This window comes from Roseovarius bejariae (assembly GCF_009669325.1).
GTDB lineage: Bacteria > Pseudomonadota > Alphaproteobacteria > Rhodobacterales > Rhodobacteraceae > Roseovarius > Roseovarius bejariae.
In genome coordinates, this window is the sequence record NZ_SZWE01000002.1 from 128,039 (window position 1) to 143,844 (window position 15,806).

General features: G+C 62.3%; 20 protein-coding genes. 11 read left to right on the forward strand and 9 right to left on the reverse strand.

What is annotated here, in order from left to right; translation table 11 throughout:
• Positions 1-50: 50 nt before the first annotated feature.
• The 5 genes from FDP25_RS14580 to FDP25_RS14600 are packed head-to-tail and all read right to left on the reverse strand — an operon-like array spanning position 51 to position 4,220.
• Positions 51-1,250 (reverse strand): endonuclease/exonuclease/phosphatase family protein, encoded by a 1,200-nt coding sequence (locus FDP25_RS14580; RefSeq protein ID WP_154153896.1) that lies wholly within the window; start codon positions 1,248-1,250, stop codon positions 51-53.
• Between the two features lie 24 nt (positions 1,251-1,274).
• Complete coding sequence (locus FDP25_RS14585; RefSeq protein ID WP_154153898.1) at positions 1,275-1,727, reverse strand: macro domain-containing protein; 453 nt, start codon at positions 1,725-1,727, stop codon at positions 1,275-1,277.
• Entirely contained in the window at positions 1,724-2,707 is a 984-nt protein-coding gene (locus FDP25_RS14590) for a threonine ammonia-lyase (RefSeq protein WP_154153901.1), read from the reverse strand. The genes FDP25_RS14585 and FDP25_RS14590 overlap by 4 nt, the downstream gene beginning before the upstream one ends.
• Positions 2,704-3,537, reverse strand: a complete 834-nt coding sequence (locus FDP25_RS14595) for an alpha/beta fold hydrolase (RefSeq protein ID WP_154153904.1) — start codon at positions 3,535-3,537, stop codon at positions 2,704-2,706. The genes FDP25_RS14590 and FDP25_RS14595 overlap by 4 nt, the downstream gene beginning before the upstream one ends.
• Entirely contained in the window at positions 3,537-4,220 is a 684-nt protein-coding gene (locus FDP25_RS14600) for a haloacid dehalogenase type II (RefSeq protein ID WP_154153907.1), read from the reverse strand. Before FDP25_RS14600 ends, FDP25_RS14595 begins: the two co-directional genes overlap by 1 nt.
• Positions 4,221-4,417: 197 nt before the next feature.
• Here FDP25_RS14600 and FDP25_RS14605 point away from each other — a divergent pair, with 197 nt between their 5' ends.
• A complete protein-coding gene (locus tag FDP25_RS14605; RefSeq protein ID WP_154153910.1) occupies positions 4,418-4,846 on the forward strand; it encodes an FKBP-type peptidyl-prolyl cis-trans isomerase in 429 nt (142 codons plus the stop codon).
• 108 nt (positions 4,847-4,954) lie between these two features.
• Entirely contained in the window at positions 4,955-5,581 is a 627-nt protein-coding gene (locus FDP25_RS14610) for a hypothetical protein (RefSeq protein ID WP_154153913.1), read from the forward strand.
• Between the two features lie 52 nt (positions 5,582-5,633).
• Here FDP25_RS14610 and FDP25_RS14615 read toward each other — a convergent pair whose 3' ends face one another.
• The 3 genes from FDP25_RS14615 to irrA all read right to left on the reverse strand — a co-directional run bounded on the left by FDP25_RS14615 (position 5,634) and on the right by irrA (position 7,537).
• The gene (locus tag FDP25_RS14615; protein WP_154153916.1) at positions 5,634-6,620 is read right to left on the reverse strand and encodes an NADPH:quinone reductase; all 987 of its coding nucleotides are present in this window, start codon (positions 6,618-6,620) and stop codon (positions 5,634-5,636) included.
• 49 nt (positions 6,621-6,669) lie between these two features.
• A complete protein-coding gene (locus FDP25_RS14620; protein WP_154153919.1) occupies positions 6,670-6,990 on the reverse strand; it encodes a hypothetical protein in 321 nt (106 codons plus the stop codon).
• A gap of 115 nt (positions 6,991-7,105) precedes the next feature.
• Positions 7,106-7,537, reverse strand: coding sequence for an iron response transcriptional regulator IrrA (irrA, locus tag FDP25_RS14625; RefSeq protein WP_425500527.1), 432 nt, complete (start codon positions 7,535-7,537; stop codon positions 7,106-7,108).
• Positions 7,538-7,753: 216 nt separating this feature from the next.
• On the opposite strand from irrA, the gene FDP25_RS14630 reads away from it, so the two are divergent.
• From FDP25_RS14630 to FDP25_RS14665, 8 genes are all read left to right on the forward strand, one after another.
• A complete protein-coding gene (locus FDP25_RS14630; RefSeq protein ID WP_154153922.1) occupies positions 7,754-8,047 on the forward strand; it encodes a hypothetical protein in 294 nt (97 codons plus the stop codon).
• Positions 8,023-8,400 carry a hypothetical protein gene (locus tag FDP25_RS14635; RefSeq protein ID WP_154153926.1) on the forward strand — a complete coding sequence of 126 codons (378 nt, stop codon included), beginning with the start codon at positions 8,023-8,025 and terminating at the stop codon, positions 8,398-8,400. The genes FDP25_RS14630 and FDP25_RS14635 overlap by 25 nt, the downstream gene beginning before the upstream one ends.
• 96 nt (positions 8,401-8,496) lie before the next feature.
• On the forward strand, positions 8,497-9,006 hold the full coding sequence (gene fabA, locus FDP25_RS14640; protein WP_154153929.1) for a bifunctional 3-hydroxydecanoyl-ACP dehydratase/trans-2-decenoyl-ACP isomerase: 510 nt from the start codon (positions 8,497-8,499) through the stop codon (positions 9,004-9,006).
• Between the two features lie 6 nt (positions 9,007-9,012).
• On the forward strand, positions 9,013-9,348 hold the full coding sequence (locus tag FDP25_RS14645) for a zinc ribbon domain-containing protein YjdM (RefSeq protein ID WP_154153932.1): 336 nt from the start codon (positions 9,013-9,015) through the stop codon (positions 9,346-9,348).
• Between the two features lie 216 nt (positions 9,349-9,564).
• Positions 9,565-10,794 (forward strand): beta-ketoacyl-ACP synthase I, encoded by a 1,230-nt coding sequence (gene fabB / locus FDP25_RS14650; protein ID WP_154153935.1) that lies wholly within the window; start codon positions 9,565-9,567, stop codon positions 10,792-10,794.
• A gap of 7 nt (positions 10,795-10,801) precedes the next feature.
• Complete coding sequence (locus FDP25_RS14655; protein WP_154153938.1) at positions 10,802-11,593, forward strand: enoyl-ACP reductase FabI; 792 nt, start codon at positions 10,802-10,804, stop codon at positions 11,591-11,593.
• 58 nt (positions 11,594-11,651) lie between these two features.
• Complete coding sequence (locus tag FDP25_RS14660) at positions 11,652-11,933, forward strand: hypothetical protein (protein ID WP_154153941.1); 282 nt, start codon at positions 11,652-11,654, stop codon at positions 11,931-11,933.
• A 135-nt stretch (positions 11,934-12,068) separates the two neighbouring features.
• Positions 12,069-13,370 carry a glycine cleavage T C-terminal barrel domain-containing protein gene (locus FDP25_RS14665; protein WP_154153944.1) on the forward strand — a complete coding sequence of 434 codons (1,302 nt, stop codon included), beginning with the start codon at positions 12,069-12,071 and terminating at the stop codon, positions 13,368-13,370.
• Here the strand turns inward: FDP25_RS14665 and FDP25_RS14670 are convergent.
• Positions 13,367-14,236: a glycosyltransferase family protein gene (locus FDP25_RS14670; RefSeq protein WP_154153947.1), complete on the reverse strand. Its 870-nt coding sequence runs from the start codon at positions 14,234-14,236 to the stop codon at positions 13,367-13,369. The two genes, FDP25_RS14665 and FDP25_RS14670, sit on opposite strands and share 4 nt — an antisense overlap.
• 110 nt (positions 14,237-14,346) lie before the next feature.
• Here FDP25_RS14670 and miaB point away from each other — a divergent pair, with 110 nt between their 5' ends.
• A complete protein-coding gene (gene miaB, locus FDP25_RS14675; protein ID WP_154153950.1) occupies positions 14,347-15,684 on the forward strand; it encodes a tRNA (N6-isopentenyl adenosine(37)-C2)-methylthiotransferase MiaB in 1,338 nt (445 codons plus the stop codon).
• The last annotated feature ends 122 nt before the right edge of the window (positions 15,685-15,806 follow it).

The following is a 15,806-nucleotide window of genomic DNA, read 5'->3' on the forward strand; positions in this document are numbered from 1 at the left end:
AAGGCGAAGACCGAGACATACTGTGCGCGCCGTAGGCGCGCTCTTTCAGGTCAGTCCAGCCGGATATGCGCCATGATCTGGCCGTGGTCGGAGGCAAGCTTGTTATAGGGGGCCTCGGCGTGTGAGCCATCGGTGATGTGATCGTTGAAGACGCTGAAATAGGTCATCTCGCCGATGCGCCCTGCGAAATCGGGGTGGAAATGGCGGCTGAGGTAAATCTGGTCGATGGATTCGAAGACCCCGCCGAAGGCCGTGGTATAGACCATGTCGCGCAGGGATTTGCGCACGAACAGCCGCTCGGCCGGGTGTAAGGCAAGGCGTTCGACATCCTCGGTGATCTGGCGGTTTTCCTCGTCCGAGTATCGGTCGGAGTGGGATTTGGCATCATGCCGCAACATCCATGCGTAGTTCTTGAAGGGGCGTTCACCGCTGATGATTTCCGAGCTGACGGCATGTTCGCCATCGTTGAAATCGCCCAGCACCATGACCGGATTGCCCGCCTCCAGTTCCGCCACGATCTCGCGCCGCAGAACCCAGGCCTCGGCCATGCGTCGTATGGCGGCGCGCAGGCTGCCCATGGCGCGGCCCACGGCGTCATATCGGGTAAGGTCCTCCTCGGGGGCGTATTCGGCCCCTTGCGGGGTGATGTACTCGCCCAGTTTCGATTTCAGGTGGCAGTTGAAGACCGTCAACACCCGATCCCCCACAGGCACCCGCGCCTTGAGGATGGGCCGCGACAGGCGGCGCAGGGTATAATACCCGGCCTCGGTTTCGTCCATGCCGCGCAGGGGGGCGAAGGGGATATGTAGCGGTTCGGCCAGATCCTGGATCACCTCGGGCTGCCCCTTGAAACCAAAGCGTGACAGGATGGCAAGGCCGGGCCGGCGTTTGCCCGGCACGCCCTCGTCGGCGGCATTTGGTGCGAAGGCGAGACTGGCCTCGGTATAGGGTTCCACCTTCAGCTTCTGGAAAATGACCTTGCGGTGATAGCGTTTCGAGCGGTCCGGGATCGTGGCGCTGTTGAGCTCCGTGGCGCGGGTGTTGGTCTCGTCGATCACGGCGCGCAGGGCCTCTTCCTCGAAGATTTCCTGAAAGCCGACGATATCGGCGTTCATCGACAGCAGTTGATCCGCCATCCAGTCCTCTTTCCACGCGTATTCCTCGGGCGTGTAGGATTGGAACTCGTAGTATTCCTTGTCGGGGCCGATCAGGTTCTTGACGTTGAAACTGGCAATCGTGAACTCGGTCATTGGGGTCTCCGTCTGGAAGGTGGGTCAGGGCAGGGTGACAAGCGTATGGTCCAACCCGTCAAGGGCCGTGTCGATCAACGGGGCGATCCTGGCCCAATCGCCGCCCGCCAGGCCTGCGCCAATCATCGGATAGGCGATGCGCGCCCCGGAATGGGCCTGTGCCACGGCACGAAAGGCGCGGGACAATGCATCGTAATCCACCAAGGGGCCTGGGCCCTGATAGTCGAACTGCGTGTAGGCATTGACCACGGTCAGGCGATGCGCCCCGCAGGCCACCGTGACCTGCGAAATCGTGCCCAGTTTCGCCGGGTCGCCCTTGGGTGTGGCCCGATCGGCGGTAAGGGCCTCGGGGAAGGTCTGGGCAATGATCCGGGCGATCCCGCCGCCCATGTTGTGAAAGCAATTGCAGCCGTGAACGATCACGTTGAACTGCCCGTCCCGGGCCAGTGCGATCAAATCGCCTTCAACCTGTTTCATGCCGGCTCCAGCGTATCGAGCGCGCGGGCAAACATGGCTTGGTCCACATTGCCGCCCGATATGGTGCAGATCACCGTATCGCCCTCGATTTCGTGGCCATGGAACAACGCAGCGGCAAGGGCCACGGCGCCGCCGGGTTCGGCCACCACCTTGAGCCGCTGCCAAGCCAGTGCCATGGCGCGCAAGGCTTCGGTTTCGCTGACGACAAGGCCGGGGCCGCACAGCCGCTTCATGATTGGAAAGGTGATTTGCCCCGGGGCGGGGGTCACGATGGCATCGCAAATCCCACCGGACCCTTGGGCGTTTGTCTCGATCCGACCTGAGAGGAGCGACCGCGCGGTATCGTCGAACCCTTCCGGTTCCACCGGGCGGGCGCGCATCCCCGGGGCCTCGGCCTCCAGCGCCAGGGCAATCCCGGACGTCAGCCCGCCACCGCCACAACAGACCAGAACATCGGCCTTGGTCACGCCCAGTTCAGCGGCCTGTTCGGCGATCTCAAGCCCACAGGTGCCTTGCCCCGCGATAACCTCCGGCTCATCATAGGGTTTGACCAGCGTCAGACCGCGCTCGGCCTGCAAGGTCTCGCCCACCTCTTCGCGGCTTTCTCCGCCGGGGCGGTCGTACAGCACCACCTCGGCCCCCAGGGCGCGGGTATTGGCGATTTTCAGGGCCGGGGCGTCATTGGGCATGATGATCACCGCGGGCACGCCGAATTCCCGTGCCGCCAAGGCCACCCCCTGCGCGTGGTTGCCCGAGGAAAACGCCAGGACGCCAGTCTTGCGCACCTCCGGGTCAAGCGCCGAGACCGCCGAGCGCCCGCCGCGATACTTGAAGCTGCCGGTATGTTGCAGGCACTCGGGCTTGACCAGCACGCGCCGCCCCGCGATCTCGTCCAGAAAGGGCGAGGACAAAAGCGGGGTGCGCCGCGCGTGGCCCTTGAGGCGCTGGGCCGCGGCCCGGATCATGGTGATATCGCTCATGCGCTTTTCTCCAGCAGGTGGTGGATGGCGCTCAGCGCCTCGCGTTCATCCAGGAATGGGACATGGCCCCGGTCCGGCACGGTGGCGGCGATCAGGCCGGGGTGACGCGCCTGCATCATCTCCAATGTCCCGGCGGTCAGCAGGTCCGAGTTGGCCCCGCGAATGGCGGCCAGCGGAATGTCTTTCAACCCGTCGAACATTTCCCAAAGGTCGGGGGCCTCGCCCACGCCCGCCTGACCGATCAGCGCATCGCGCAGCTTGGGGTCATAGCGCAGGACAAGCCCCGCGCCCGGCGCCTCCTCCCACATGAATTCCGCCTGCTCGCGCCAGCGCGAGACCGGCACACCCGGGAAATCATGCGCATGACCCGAGGCCAGCGCCTGCGCGGCGGCATCCAGATCGGGGAAGGGGGGCGTTTTGCCGACGTAATCCATGATCCGCTCAAGGCCCGCTGCATCGACCACCGGCCCGATGTCATTCAGCACCACCGCCTGTAAACGGTCCGGGTGCGTCACCGAAAGCGCCATGGAAATCAACCCGCCACGCGATGTGCCGATCACTGTGGCCTTTGCCAGTTCCAGATGATCCAGCAATTCAATGGCATCCTCGCCCTCGCGCAGGATGTTATAGGTCATCGGGTCGCTGGCATATTCCGACTGCCCGCGCCCCCGGTAATCCATGCGGATCAGGCGCACCCCTGGCAGATGTGGCGCGAGATAAGAAAAATCGGCACCATTGCGCGTCAGTCCTGCAAGGCACAGAACGGGGCGGCCTTCGCCCTCGTCGGTGTAATAAAGGCTCAACCCGTCCGAGGTGGTGAAACGCGGCATTACTGGACAAGCTCCGGGATGGTGGTGAGGTCGGGCAATACGTGATGCGGGGTGGCGGGCAGGCGGTCCACCGGCTCGCCCTTCCGGTTGACCCATGCGGTGGTAAAACCATAGCCGGCGGCGGCGCCTGCGTCCCAGCCGTTGGAGGACACGAACAACACCTCGTCGGGGGCACAGCCAAAGCGCGCGCCCACCATGTCATAGACCACGCGGGCGGGCTTGAAGACGCCGACGCTTTCCACCGACAACACATCGTCGAGCGTGGTGCCGATGCCCGCCGATTGCACGGCGGCATCCAGCATATCGGGACTGCCGTTCGACAGGATGGCGGTTTGCAAGCCCCGCGCCTTGAGGGTGGCCAGCATGTCGGGCACCTCGGGGTAGGCCGCCAGCTCTCGATAGAGGTGCAACAAACGGGTGCGCAGGTTCTCGTCCCCGTCCAGCCCCGCCGCCTCCAAAGCCCAATCCAGACCGTCCCTGGTCACCTCCCAGAAATCGCAATGCTGGTCCATCACGGCGCGCAGCCATGAATATTGCAACTGTTTCAGGCGCCAGTGCTCGGCGATTTGCGGCCAGTGTTCGGCGAAGTCTTCGCGTCCCGGCTCCTGCGCGGCCATGCGGGCGGCGGCGGCGACATCGAACAGCGTGCCATAGGCATCGAATATGCAGGTGGTGATCGGCATGGTCCCCCCTCGGGTTTTGACCAGAGACTTGCACGGATCGACAGGCTGGGAAAGGGGCCTTGATGCAGGCCGTGGATTTGTGCGGTCCGTTGTTTGCAATCCCTCGCCGCAATGCTTAGACTCATGTCAGACACACTCAAGCACCCGTGGATTTGCCACGGCCTTGCAAACCCATCCCCAAACTGATTGGACATCTCATGACGCAAGTCAAATCGGGCGATACCGTCCGCATTCACTATACCGGAACGCTGGCCGATGGTCAGACCTTCGACAGCTCCGAAGGCCGCGACCCGCTGGAGTTCACCGTCGGCTCGGGTCAGATCATCCCCGGCCTCGACGCCGCCATCCCCGGCATGACCGTCGGCGACAAGAAAACCGTCGAAGTCCCCGCCGATGACGCCTATGGTCAACCCGACCCGAACGCCCAACAGGCCGTGCCGCGCGCCGAAATCCCCGATGACATCCCGCTCGACCTCGGCACGCAGCTTCAGGTGCAAACCCCGCAGGGCCAAGTGATGCCGGTGACCGTGGTCGACGTGACCGAGGAACAGGTGACACTTGACGCCAACCACCCGCTGGCAGGCAAGGACCTGACCTTCAATATCGAACTGGTCGAAATCGCCTGAGGCATCACCGGTTAGAAAGTCTAGAGCGCGCGCAAGGCCGTCTTGCGCGCGCTTTTCTTTTGCACGCGACCCGCGCTAGTTTGGCCTTAGCAACCCGGAGGCCACCGCATGACCACCCCGACACCCAGCGAAAAACTCCTGATCCGCATCCGCGAATTGCAAGACGAGCTGGAGGCCGAGTTTCACCGCCGCCGCAAGGAGTTCCGCTATCAGTTGGATAACGGGCGCGTGGTGTTCGAGGCCGAAATACGCAAACAGCACCGCGCCCTGCGCGTGCGCCTGTCCACCTTCCTGCGTCATACCCGCCCCATGGTGGTGCTGACTGCCCCGGTGATCTATGCGCTGATCGTGCCTTTCGTTTTGCTGGACCTGTTCGTGACGCTCTATCAACGCATCTGTTTCCCGGTCTACGGGGGCGAGCGGGTCAAACGTGCCGATTTCATCCGCGTGGATCGCCACCACCTTGCCTATCTCAACGGGCTGCAAAAGCTGAACTGCATCTATTGCGGCTACTGCAACGGCCTCATCGGCTACGTGCAGGAAATCGCTGGCCGGACCGAGGCCTATTGGTGCCCCATCAAGCACGCCGCCCGCGTTGGCACACATCACGCCTATTACGCGCAGTTCGTCGATTACGGCGATGCCGAAGGGTTCGAGGCAGGGCTGCAAGCCTCGCGCAAGCGGATTACAAAGGCGGGGTTGTCAGGCCTCCAACCCGACGACCGTTTTCTTTAAAAGAAAACGGCCCGAAATCTTTTGAAGATTTCGGCACCGCGCCCCAGCCCAGTCAGGCAATCTCCAGCAACACCGCGCCGGCGCGGCCCGGCGTCATCACCGCCTCATGCGCCTTGGCGCAGTCCTCCAGCGTAAAGCGGGCGCCTATCTCGGGGCAAAGCGCGCCCGAAACCAGCGCCTCGTGCAGTCGCGTGATCATCGCCTGTCGCTGTGCCAGTGGCAGGATGTAGATCAACGTGATGTCGATTTTCAATGCCTTGAACAGGTAAGGGCCAAAGGGCAGTGTGGGGGCCATCTCCTTGCCCGATCCATAGGCGGCAATCGTGCCCAAGGGGGCCATCACCTCGGCCAGCAAATCCACATTTGCCCCAAACTCCACCTCCACCGCGCGGGCCACGCCATCAGGCGCCACGCCCATGATCTGCGCCGCCAGGTCCGGGTCCGCGTAGTCGAACACATGGTCGGCCCCGGCCTCTCGCACCCGGTCCATGGCCGTGCCCGAGCAGGTGGCGATCACCTGTGCGCCACCGGCCTTGGCCAGTTGCACCGCGTTATGCCCCACGGCCCCGGCGCCACCTGCGATCAAAAGGGTTTGCCCGGCCACGTCGCCACCGCCGAACACCACCTGCGTTGCTGTCAGTCCCGGAATGCCCAATGTCGCGCCCGCCTCAAGCGAAACGCCATCGGGCAAGGCCACCGCCTGCTCCGAGGGCAGGGCGATATACTCCGCCGCCGTGCCGAAGGCCCGCTGCCACTGGCCGTTCCAGATCCAGACACGCTCGCTCACGCGCGCGGCATCCACGCCCTCGCCTACGGCCTCGATCACACCCGCCCCATCGGAATGCGGCACGACCTGCGGAAAAGCAGGCTTGGTCACCCCGGGCCGCGCCCCCGCACGCGCCTTGGCATCCGATGGGTTCACCCCAGAATACGCCAGCCGCACCATAACCTCGCCCGCGCCGGGGGCAGGGGGCGCCATCTCGCCAAGCGTCAAAACCTCGCTGGCGGGGCCGAACCTGTCATAAGTGATTGCACGCATTCCGGGACCCTTCTTTCGATGTCAAATCAAACACCGGTCTAACCAAGGCCTACCAGAATTTCCACCAGGGCCGACGCGCGGCCTGATCTTGGGCATCGTCCGGCACCACTTCCCCGTCTTCTTGGTACTTCTCGTCCTCTTCGCCATGCACCTTGGCGTGCATGCTTTCGGCGATGCGCACCATTTTACCGACAATCTCGGCATCCGGGCCCTTGACGATCACATTGCCTTCGAACCAATGAAACCACGCCATATTGCCACCCTCCGGTTGATTGCCGGAATAGGTGGTCCATACGGCCAAAGTCGGGTCTTCTGCGATCAGGCTCCCCCCACTGGGAAGATCGGCACGTGCTTCACCGTCCAAGCGCATTTCTGGATCGTTTGCGACAAGCTGAAGCCACTCGGTCTCGGAAATCTCAGGACCTTCGGGGTCTGACCAAAACGCGCGCCGTGTAATGTAAAGGTTGTAACCCAAGAGCCGGGGATCACTCGGTCCGGCGCAGGCGGATCACCACATCGACGCTGGCAATCTCGGCCCCATCGGGGGCCTTGGGCAATTGCGCGATCTGCAACTCCTCGGCGGGGGCATCGGTCAGCCGATTCTCGCCTTCCCAGAAGAAATGCGGGTGATCGTGGGTGTTGGTGTCGAAATAGCTTTTCGAGCCATCCACGGTGACTTCCTGGATAAGCCCGGCATCGCAAAAGGCCTTCAGCGTGTTGTATACCGTGGCCAGCGAAACGCTTTCGCCCATCTCCTGCACATCCGAAAACAGGCTCTCGGCGGTGACGTGTCGGTGATGCCCGTCCCCCACCAATAGCGTGGCCAGCGCCACGCGCTGCCGCGTCGGTCGCAGGCCCGCGCCCGCCAACCAATCGGTGCTTCGTTTCACAGCCTCTGTCATCATGTCGCGCGTCATCCTTTGCCCTTGAGGCTAATATAGGCGTTCAAACCGGTAATTTTCAAACAATTTTCCGCCTTCCGACTCACAAGGCGACACTGTCGTGCCCAAAACGACCCGGGCCAAACCCGCAAACCCTCCCCCCTCTTCCGCCTCTTGATTTTTCCTTGCGTCAGGCGCAAAGCATGAAACGTCTCCGCATGGCTCGGGGACGCGCTATTTGAAAGTTCCGCAATGCAACAGATTGACGCCCCCCGTCTCTTCGACCCTGACAACATCAAGCGGGCCCTGTGGCTGTGCTGTGGCCCGGCCTTCGTATTCTTCGTCACCTCGCTCAGCATCCTGTCCCTTGCGGGTTTCGGACTCGTTGAAATCTTGCGCGATCCGGCACAACTGACCGAGCAATCCAGTTTCCTGGGGTTTTTGTCCAACGTGGGGTCTTGGTTGTGGGTCTCGGCGGCGGCGATCTGTTTTTCCGGATTTGGGTACATCCCCGCGGCACCTTGCCCGATCACCGCAACCTTGTGAAATTGGCGGGGCATTTCTCGTTGGTGCTGGCGGTCGATGACTTTTTCCTGATCCATGACCGCTACATCGCCGAAGGGATCATCATCCCGCTCTACGCGATCTTCGTGATCTACCTGCTCGTCCGGCATCGCGGCACGATCCTGTCGGTGGATGGGTTCGCCTTTTTTCTTGCCGGCGGGTTGCTGTTCATGTCGGTGCTGGTGGACGCGGTGCAGGAACTCATGCCGGTGTCCTACGGCCTGTCACAAACCTTCGAAGAGGGCTTCAAGTTCATGGACGGTGCGGCGTGGTTATATTTCTGCACCCGTATGGCGGCCTACCGCCTTCAGGTCGCCCCCGACCACGCGGATTGACCGATGCGCCGCAGGCCATCAGGCTTGCAAGGATCATTTTTCCGGTGATACAGGGGATCGCAACACCGCAACCGGACCAAAGAAAGGGCCGCCTGAATGGCCGATTACCCGAGCAGCTTCGACCGTGACGACCTCCTGAAATGCGCAAGGGGCGAACTCTTCGGCCCCGGCAACGCGCAACTGCCCGAGCCGCCGATGCTGATGATGGACCGGATTACCGATATCTCGGGCGATGGCGGCAAGCACGGCAAGGGCCATGTCGTGGCCGAATTCGACATCACCCCCGACCTGTGGTTTTTCGAATGCCACTTCCCCGGCAACCCGATCATGCCCGGCTGCCTCGGCCTCGATGGCCTGTGGCAACTGACCGGCTTCAACCTCGGCTGGCGCGGCTGGCAGGGGCGGGGCTACGCGCTGGGCGTGGGCGAGGTGAAACTCACCGGCATGGTGCGCCCCGACCGCAAGATGCTCACTTATTACGTCGATTTCACCAAGGCCGTGCAAACCCGCCGCCTGACCATGGGAGTCGCCGATGGCATCGTCGAGGCCGACGGTGAAGTCATCTACCAGGTCAAAGACATGAAAGTGGCGCTCAGCGAAAGCTGAGCGGGAATGCCCATGGAACTCCCCCCCTGTCCCGAGTGTGGCTCGACCTACACCTACGAAATGGATGCCTTGCTGGTCTGCCCGGAATGCGGCCATGAATGGTCCGCCGCTGCCGAAGATACAAAGGTCATCCGCGACAGCGTCGGCAACCCGCTGGCCGATGGCGATACCGTCACCGTGATCAAGGATCTCAAACTCGGCGGCACCTCGTCCTCGGTCAAGGTCGGTACCAAGGTCAAGAACATCCGCCTCGTGGATGGCGATCACGACATCGATTGCAAAATTCCCGGCGTCGGCCAGATCGGCCTGAAATCGCAGTTCGTGAAAAAAGTCACGAAATAACGCTCCCGCACCGCGACTTTCATCTTTCCCGAAATACTCCGGGGGGGGTTGAAAATCTGCGATTTTCAACCGGGGGCAGGGCCCCCAAGGCCTGCGTGGCCTGAACGCAATCAATCCGGCGTGGCATGGCCACTCCGCTGGATCATCGCCCCCTTACTGCTTGCACCAACGGGCCGCACTGTCATACACAGTTTCCAACAAACCGAAGGAGGCCACATGCGCCGCGTCGTCGTTACAGGGCTGGGGGTCGTCTCCAGCATCGGCAACAATGCCCAAGAGGTTCTCGCCTCACTGCAAGCCGGCAAATCCGGCATCACCTCGAATGCGGCGATGGCCGAGCACGGCTTTCGCAGCCAGATCGCCGGGGATGTAAAACTCGACATCACCGAGCATGTCGATAAACGCACCCTGCGCTTCATGGGGCCGGGCGCGGCCTATGCCCATATCGCCATGGGGCAGGCCATCGCCGACGCCGGGCTGGAGGAAAAGGACATCGTCAACCCGCGCACCGGGCTGGTCGCGGGCTCCGGCGGGCCCTCCACCTCGGCCATGCTGGCCGCGCATCAGACGGTGTTGGAAAAAGGCTCGCCCAAGCGGATCGGGCCGTTCGCCGTGCCGAAATGCATGTCTTCCACGGTCTCGGCCAACCTCTCCACGGCCTACCGGATCAAGGGCATCAACTATTCCATCACCTCGGCCTGTTCGACCTCGCTGCATTGCATCGGCAATGCCGCCGAACAGATCATGATGGGCAAGCAGGACGTGATGTTCGCCGGTGGCGGGGAAGAGCTTGATTGGACCCTGTCCTGCCTCTTCGACGCCATGGGCGCGATGTCCTCGAAATACAATGACACCCCCGAGAAAGCCTCGCGCGCCTTCGATGCCGACCGTGATGGTTTCGTCATCGGCGGCGGCGGCGGGATTCTGGTGCTGGAAGACCTCGATCACGCCAAGGCGCGCGGCGCCAAGATCTATGCCGAGGTGACCGGCTATGGCGCCACCTCGGATGGCCACGACATGGTCGCCCCCTCGGGCGAGGGCGGCGAGCGCGCCATGCGCATCGCGCTCTCCACGCTGCCCGAGGATCGCAAGGTGGGCTATATCAACGCCCATGGCACCTCCACCCCCGTCGGCGACGTGGGCGAGGTCGAGGCCGTGCGCCGCGTCTTTGGGACCGGCACGACACCGCCGATCAGTTCCACCAAATCCATGACCGGCCACAGCCAGGGCGCCACCGGCGCACAGGAGGCCGTCTATTGCCTGCTGGCGCTGGAGCACGATTTCATCATCCCGTCGATCAACGTCGAAAATCTCGACCCGGCGCTTTCGCCCGCCGAGGTTGCCACCGCGCGGGTCGATAACGCCGGGCTCGATAGCGTCATGACCAACAGCTTCGGCTTCGGCGGCACCAACGGGTCGATGATCCTCAGCAAATATCACGGATGATTTTCACATGAGCAATTCCATGCAGGGAAAACGCGGCCTCATCATGGGCGTGGCCAACGACCGCTCCATCGCCTGGGGCATCGCCAAGGCCATGGCCGGGGCCGGGGCCGAACTGGCCTTTACCTATCAGGGCGAGGCTTTCGGCAAGCGGGTCGAACCGCTGGCGGCTTCGGTGGGCAGCGATTTCCTTGTCGATGTGGATGTCACCGACGACGACTCGCTGGATGCGGCTTTTGCCTCTCTGGCGGATAAATGGCCGACGATCGATTTCCTGGTCCATGCCATCGCCTATTCGGACAAATCCGAACTGACGGGCCGGTTCATGAACACCAGCCGCCAGAACTTCAAGCACAGCCTCGAAATCTCGGCCTATTCCTTCATCGACGTGGCCCGCCGCGCCTACCCGATGATGAAGGAGAACGGCGGCACCCTGCTGACGCTGACCTATCAGGGCTCGAACAAGGTTGTGCCCAATTACAATGTCATGGGTGTGGCAAAGGCGGCGCTGGAATCCTCCACCCGGTACCTGGCCAATGACATGGGTCCAGACGGTATCCGCGTGAACGCCATCTCGCCCGGCCCGATGAAAACGCTGGCGGGTGCGGCCATTGGCGGGGCGCGCAAGACCTACAAGCATACCGATATGAACGCGCCCTTGCGGGCCAATGCCACGCTCGAGGCCGTGGGCGGCACCGCCGTCTGGCTGGCCTCCGATGCAGGCGCCTGCACCAGCGGTGAAATCGTCCACGTGGACGGCGGTTATCACGTCCTCGGGATGCCGCAGGCCGAAAACCTCTGACCATAAATGGCCCCGGGCCTGCCGCATTTTCGCCATCTGAGGCGGTCAAAACCGTGGCATGGAAAACAAACTCTCCCTCCAAGCCATCCGCAAGGGTGAGCTGGCCCGCCTTCGCCAGGAAGCTTACGCCCGCCGCGCCGGAATCGCCAAGCGATGGGGGCGTCGCTGCCTGTTCCTGACCGCCGTGGCGCTTCTCGTCGTCGCGTGGCAGGACCCGACCCTCGGCCCGGTGATGCAAACCGCCGCCGCCGACGCGGTCCATTCCGTCGATGTCCTCTTCGGCGGCGATGGCAACGCACGCGAACTTGTGGTCGCTGCAATGTCCGACATCCGCGGATAATCTTTCCCCGGTGCCATCCGGCACCGGATTGCCCCGCCCGGCGGGGCCGGGGCCGCAATACGCGGGCGTCCTGTTCAGTAAATCGTGACCACCGCCCCGGTTGATCGGGCGGTCTTCGATCCCCACCTCATACCCATGACATATCAGAACCGCATCCACCCAAATGTTCCGGGCGTGGATCAATCTGACCGCACCGTGCCCGTGAACCTGCGCCAGTCCGGGCCGACGCCCGTGCAACTGCTGATCTCGACCCGGGTGCGCAAATCCCCCTTCTGGCACCTGTCGATCGAGGCGGGCGCATGGCGTGCCACCGTCTATAACCGCATGTACCACCCGCGCGCCTATGCCCGCCCCGAAGATGGCGGCGCCATGGCCGAATACCGCGCGCTGGTGAATGGCGTGACCCTTTGGAATGTCGCCGTCGAACGGCAGATTTGCGTCAAGGGCCCCGACGCCGAGGATTTCGTCAACACCGTCATCACCCGCGACGCCACCAAGATCGCGCCAATGCACGGCAAATACTGCATCCTGTGCAACGACAAGGGCGGTATCCTCAACGATCCGGTTCTCCTGCGCCTCGCCGAGGATGAATTCTGGTTTTCCATTTCCGACAGCGACCTGATGCTTTGGCTGCAAGGGGTCAACACCCCCCGCCGCTGGGACGTGGAGATTAACGAACTCGATGTCGCCCCCCTGCAAGTTCAGGGGCCATTGTCCGAAGACCTCATGGCCGACCTGATCGGCGATGAGGTCCTTGACCTGCCGTATTACGGCATGATGGAAACCGAGATCGAAGGCTGCCCCGTGGTCATCAGCCAAACGGGCTTCAGCGGCGAAAAAGGGTACGAAGTCTATGTTCGCAATGCGACCGAAACGGCCGAACCCGTCTGGTACGCCGTCCGCGGCATCGGCGCGCGCTATGGCCTGCGGGTGATCGCCCCGGGCCACCACCGCCGGATCGCCGCCGGTATCCTGTCATGGGGGCAGGATATGGACTCCGAGACCTCGCCGTTTCAGGTGAACCTCGCCTACCAGGTGCCGCGCAAGAAAACCGCCGACTATATCGGCAAAGCGGCCCTGGAACGCCAGCGCACCCAGATCGAGGCGGGCCATTATCCCTTTGAGCTCAAGCTTGTCGGCCTGAAAATGGGCGGCCTGCCGATCACCGATTATGCCCCTGATTTCTGGCTGGTGTGCGACGAAGGTGAAACGCGCTGTGGTTATGTCACCTCGCCATGGTATTCGCCGGACCTCGGGCAGAATATCGCACTGGCCTATGTCCCGTGGGGCAAATCCACCATCGGCACCCGCCTCAAGGTGGAACTCCCTGAAATGTATCAGGAAACCTCCGGCAAATCGGTTGATGCCATCGTCAGCGAAGTTCCCTTCGTGCCCTCAGCCCATCCAAGCGCACGGGAGCAAAGAAAAGCCGGTTAAAACCACTGTCCCGGTTCCATCAGGCCCAGATCCAGCAATTGGCGCGAATGCCACTCGAAAGGTGTGGAATTATGCCACTTGAAGGTCTCGATATCGAAGGTGGAGCCGGGGTTCGACTTGAGCGCCTTTGCCGTGCGGAATGAAACAATCGCCGCCGTCAGGTTGTGATGCCACGGGCAGGCATAGGTGTTGTATTCCTCGTCCGAAAAGGTGTGATCGTCGCGCAGGGTCAGTTCCGGCTTGGCCCTGAACAGGGCGATCCGGTCGATCTTGCGCCGCTTGGCCGGGATATGCTCTTCATAGCGCCAGCGCAGCCCGCCGAAGAAATCCAACTGCCGTTCCTTGGGGTGATTGTGGTTCTCCGGGTCATTGCGCGCCAGCGCGTAATATCCCGACTTGTCCATATGCGCTTGTTCCAGCGACACCGCGAGGGGGTGCGCCTCCAGATCGCCGGCATAGAGATCCACCACGTAGCACAGCATCGCATCGCGCCGCTCTTCGGTGTGGAAGGTCAAAAGCTCTCCCACCGTGCGGGTCTCGCAGAAGGGATAGAACAGGTATTCGGCGTTGAAACAGTAATACAGCCACACGCCCGGTGCGGCGGCGATCACACGGTTGACCGCCGCCACGTAATCGCCCCCCTGCGTCACGTCGAAATTGATCCGCTCCACCTTGTCGGCCACGTCGGCTGGCAATGCGAAGGCCTCGGGCATGAAAACCAGCAAGCACTTGAAGCCACTGTCCAGATGGTGCCGTACCGTGCTTCCGATCTCGACGTCGTCCTCGACGAAGATCATGCCGACAGGCCCCTTGGCAAGGCGGGGGCTTTCAGACTTCAGAAAGGCTTCAAGGCTGTCGTGTGTCATCACCTGTCCCGGTTTTTTGCCGCTAAACTCGGCCAATTCGCGGTCCATTGCAAGGGACCCTTGCCTTGGTGTAGGGAAGCGCCCTGAACCCATGCAGGAGTCTGTCCAAAATGGCCGATCCGAAAAAACTTTTCATCAAGACCTACGGCTGCCAGATGAACGTTTACGACAGCGAACGCATGGCCGAGGCCATGGGCGGCGCGGGCTATGTTGAAACCCAAAGCCCCGACGACGCCGACATGATCCTGCTCAACACCTGCCACATCCGCGAAAAGGCCGCCGAAAAGGTCTATTCCGAACTGGGCCGTTTCCGCAGCCTCAAGGATGAAAAACCCGACCTGAAAATCGGCGTTGCGGGCTGCGTGGCGCAGGCCGAGGGCGAAGAAATCATGCGCCGCCAGCCGCTGGTCGATATGGTCGTCGGCCCGCAAAGCTATCACCGCCTGCCGCAGATGGAGGCCAAGGCGCGCGAGGGCAAGAAGGCGCTCGATACCGACTTTCCGCTGGATGACAAATTCGAGACCCTGAAAAACCGCCCCAAGGCGAAACGCGGCCCGACGGCGTTTTTGACCGTGCAGGAAGGCTGTGACAAATTCTGCGCCTTCTGTGTCGTGCCCTATACCCGTGGTGCCGAAGTCAGCCGCCCGGCGACGCGTATCCTCGACGAGGCTCGCGATCTTGTCGAACGCGGCGTGCGTGAAATCACCCTGCTGGGCCAGAACGTCAACGCCTACCACGGCGAAGGCCCCGACGGAAACGATTGGAGCCTCGCACGCCTGGTCTGGGCGCTCAACGACATCGACGGGCTTGAGCGTATCCGCTTCACCACCTCGCACCCCAACGACATGGACGATGAACTGATCGCGGCCCATGGGACATGTGAAAAACTCATGCCCTACCTGCACTTGCCGGTGCAATCGGGCAGTGACCGCATTCTGAAACGGATGAACCGCAAGCACACCGCCGAAGAGTATATCCGCCTCATCGAACGCATCCGCGAAGCGCGCCCCGATATCCTGATGTCGGGCGATTTCATCGTCGGCTTCCCCGAGGAAACCGAGGCCGATTTCCAGGCCACCATGGACCTGATCGAAGAGGTGAAATACGGCTATGCCTTCTCGTTCAAATACTCCACTCGCCCCGGCACGCCGGCGGCGGAACGCGCGCAACTGGACGAGGATGTGAAATCCGAGCGCCTCTACCGCCTGCAAGAGCGGATCACCCACCATCAACGCGCCATTCAGGACGCCATGGTCGGCCGCGAGGTCAGCGTGCTTTTTGAAAAACCCGGTCGGCTCGACGGTCAAATGGTCGGCAAATCCGAATACCTGCATGCCGTGCATGTCGCCGAATCCGGCCTCAACCCCGGCGATCTGGCCCGTGTACGCATCATCGAAAGCGGCTCGAATTCCCTCAGCGGTCAGGTGATCGGGCAGGGCGGGTCCTGACCCTAAGTGGATAGATTCGCATGGATTTATCCGGCTGTGTCCGATGTTCCCGTAGCGGTAGTTACTGTTTCCAGATATGACACAATATCTGGTGAATTCTCCTTCACATCGTCCCTAAACTT

Bases quoted from the DNA above. Each gene is read 5' to 3' on its own strand.
- FDP25_RS14580 (WP_154153896.1), bottom strand. From the start codon at position 1,250: ATGACCGAGTTCACGATTGCCAGTTTCAACGTCAAGAACCTGATCGGC.
- FDP25_RS14585 (WP_154153898.1), bottom strand. From the start codon at position 1,727: ATGAAACAGGTTGAAGGCGATTTGATCGCACTGGCCCGGGACGGGCAG.
- FDP25_RS14590 (WP_154153901.1), bottom strand. From the start codon at position 2,707: ATGAGCGATATCACCATGATCCGGGCCGCGGCCCAGCGCCTCAAGGGC.
- FDP25_RS14595 (WP_154153904.1), bottom strand. From the start codon at position 3,537: ATGCCGCGTTTCACCACCTCGGACGGGTTGAGCCTTTATTACACCGAC.
- FDP25_RS14600 (WP_154153907.1), bottom strand. From the start codon at position 4,220: ATGCCGATCACCACCTGCATATTCGATGCCTATGGCACGCTGTTCGAT.
- FDP25_RS14605 (WP_154153910.1), top strand. From the start codon at position 4,418: ATGACGCAAGTCAAATCGGGCGATACCGTCCGCATTCACTATACCGGA.
- FDP25_RS14610 (WP_154153913.1), top strand. From the start codon at position 4,955: ATGACCACCCCGACACCCAGCGAAAAACTCCTGATCCGCATCCGCGAA.
- FDP25_RS14615 (WP_154153916.1), bottom strand. From the start codon at position 6,620: ATGCGTGCAATCACTTATGACAGGTTCGGCCCCGCCAGCGAGGTTTTG.
- FDP25_RS14620 (WP_154153919.1), bottom strand. From the start codon at position 6,990: ATGCGCTTGGACGGTGAAGCACGTGCCGATCTTCCCAGTGGGGGGAGC.
- irrA (WP_425500527.1), bottom strand. From the start codon at position 7,537: ATGACGCGCGACATGATGACAGAGGCTGTGAAACGAAGCACCGATTGG.
- FDP25_RS14630 (WP_154153922.1), top strand. From the start codon at position 7,754: ATGCAACAGATTGACGCCCCCCGTCTCTTCGACCCTGACAACATCAAG.
- fabA (WP_154153929.1), top strand. From the start codon at position 8,497: ATGGCCGATTACCCGAGCAGCTTCGACCGTGACGACCTCCTGAAATGC.
- FDP25_RS14645 (WP_154153932.1), top strand. From the start codon at position 9,013: ATGCCCATGGAACTCCCCCCCTGTCCCGAGTGTGGCTCGACCTACACC.
- fabB (WP_154153935.1), top strand. From the start codon at position 9,565: ATGCGCCGCGTCGTCGTTACAGGGCTGGGGGTCGTCTCCAGCATCGGC.
- FDP25_RS14655 (WP_154153938.1), top strand. From the start codon at position 10,802: ATGAGCAATTCCATGCAGGGAAAACGCGGCCTCATCATGGGCGTGGCC.
- FDP25_RS14660 (WP_154153941.1), top strand. From the start codon at position 11,652: ATGGAAAACAAACTCTCCCTCCAAGCCATCCGCAAGGGTGAGCTGGCC.
- FDP25_RS14665 (WP_154153944.1), top strand. From the start codon at position 12,069: ATGACATATCAGAACCGCATCCACCCAAATGTTCCGGGCGTGGATCAA.
- FDP25_RS14670 (WP_154153947.1), bottom strand. From the start codon at position 14,236: ATGACACACGACAGCCTTGAAGCCTTTCTGAAGTCTGAAAGCCCCCGC.
- miaB (WP_154153950.1), top strand. From the start codon at position 14,347: ATGGCCGATCCGAAAAAACTTTTCATCAAGACCTACGGCTGCCAGATG.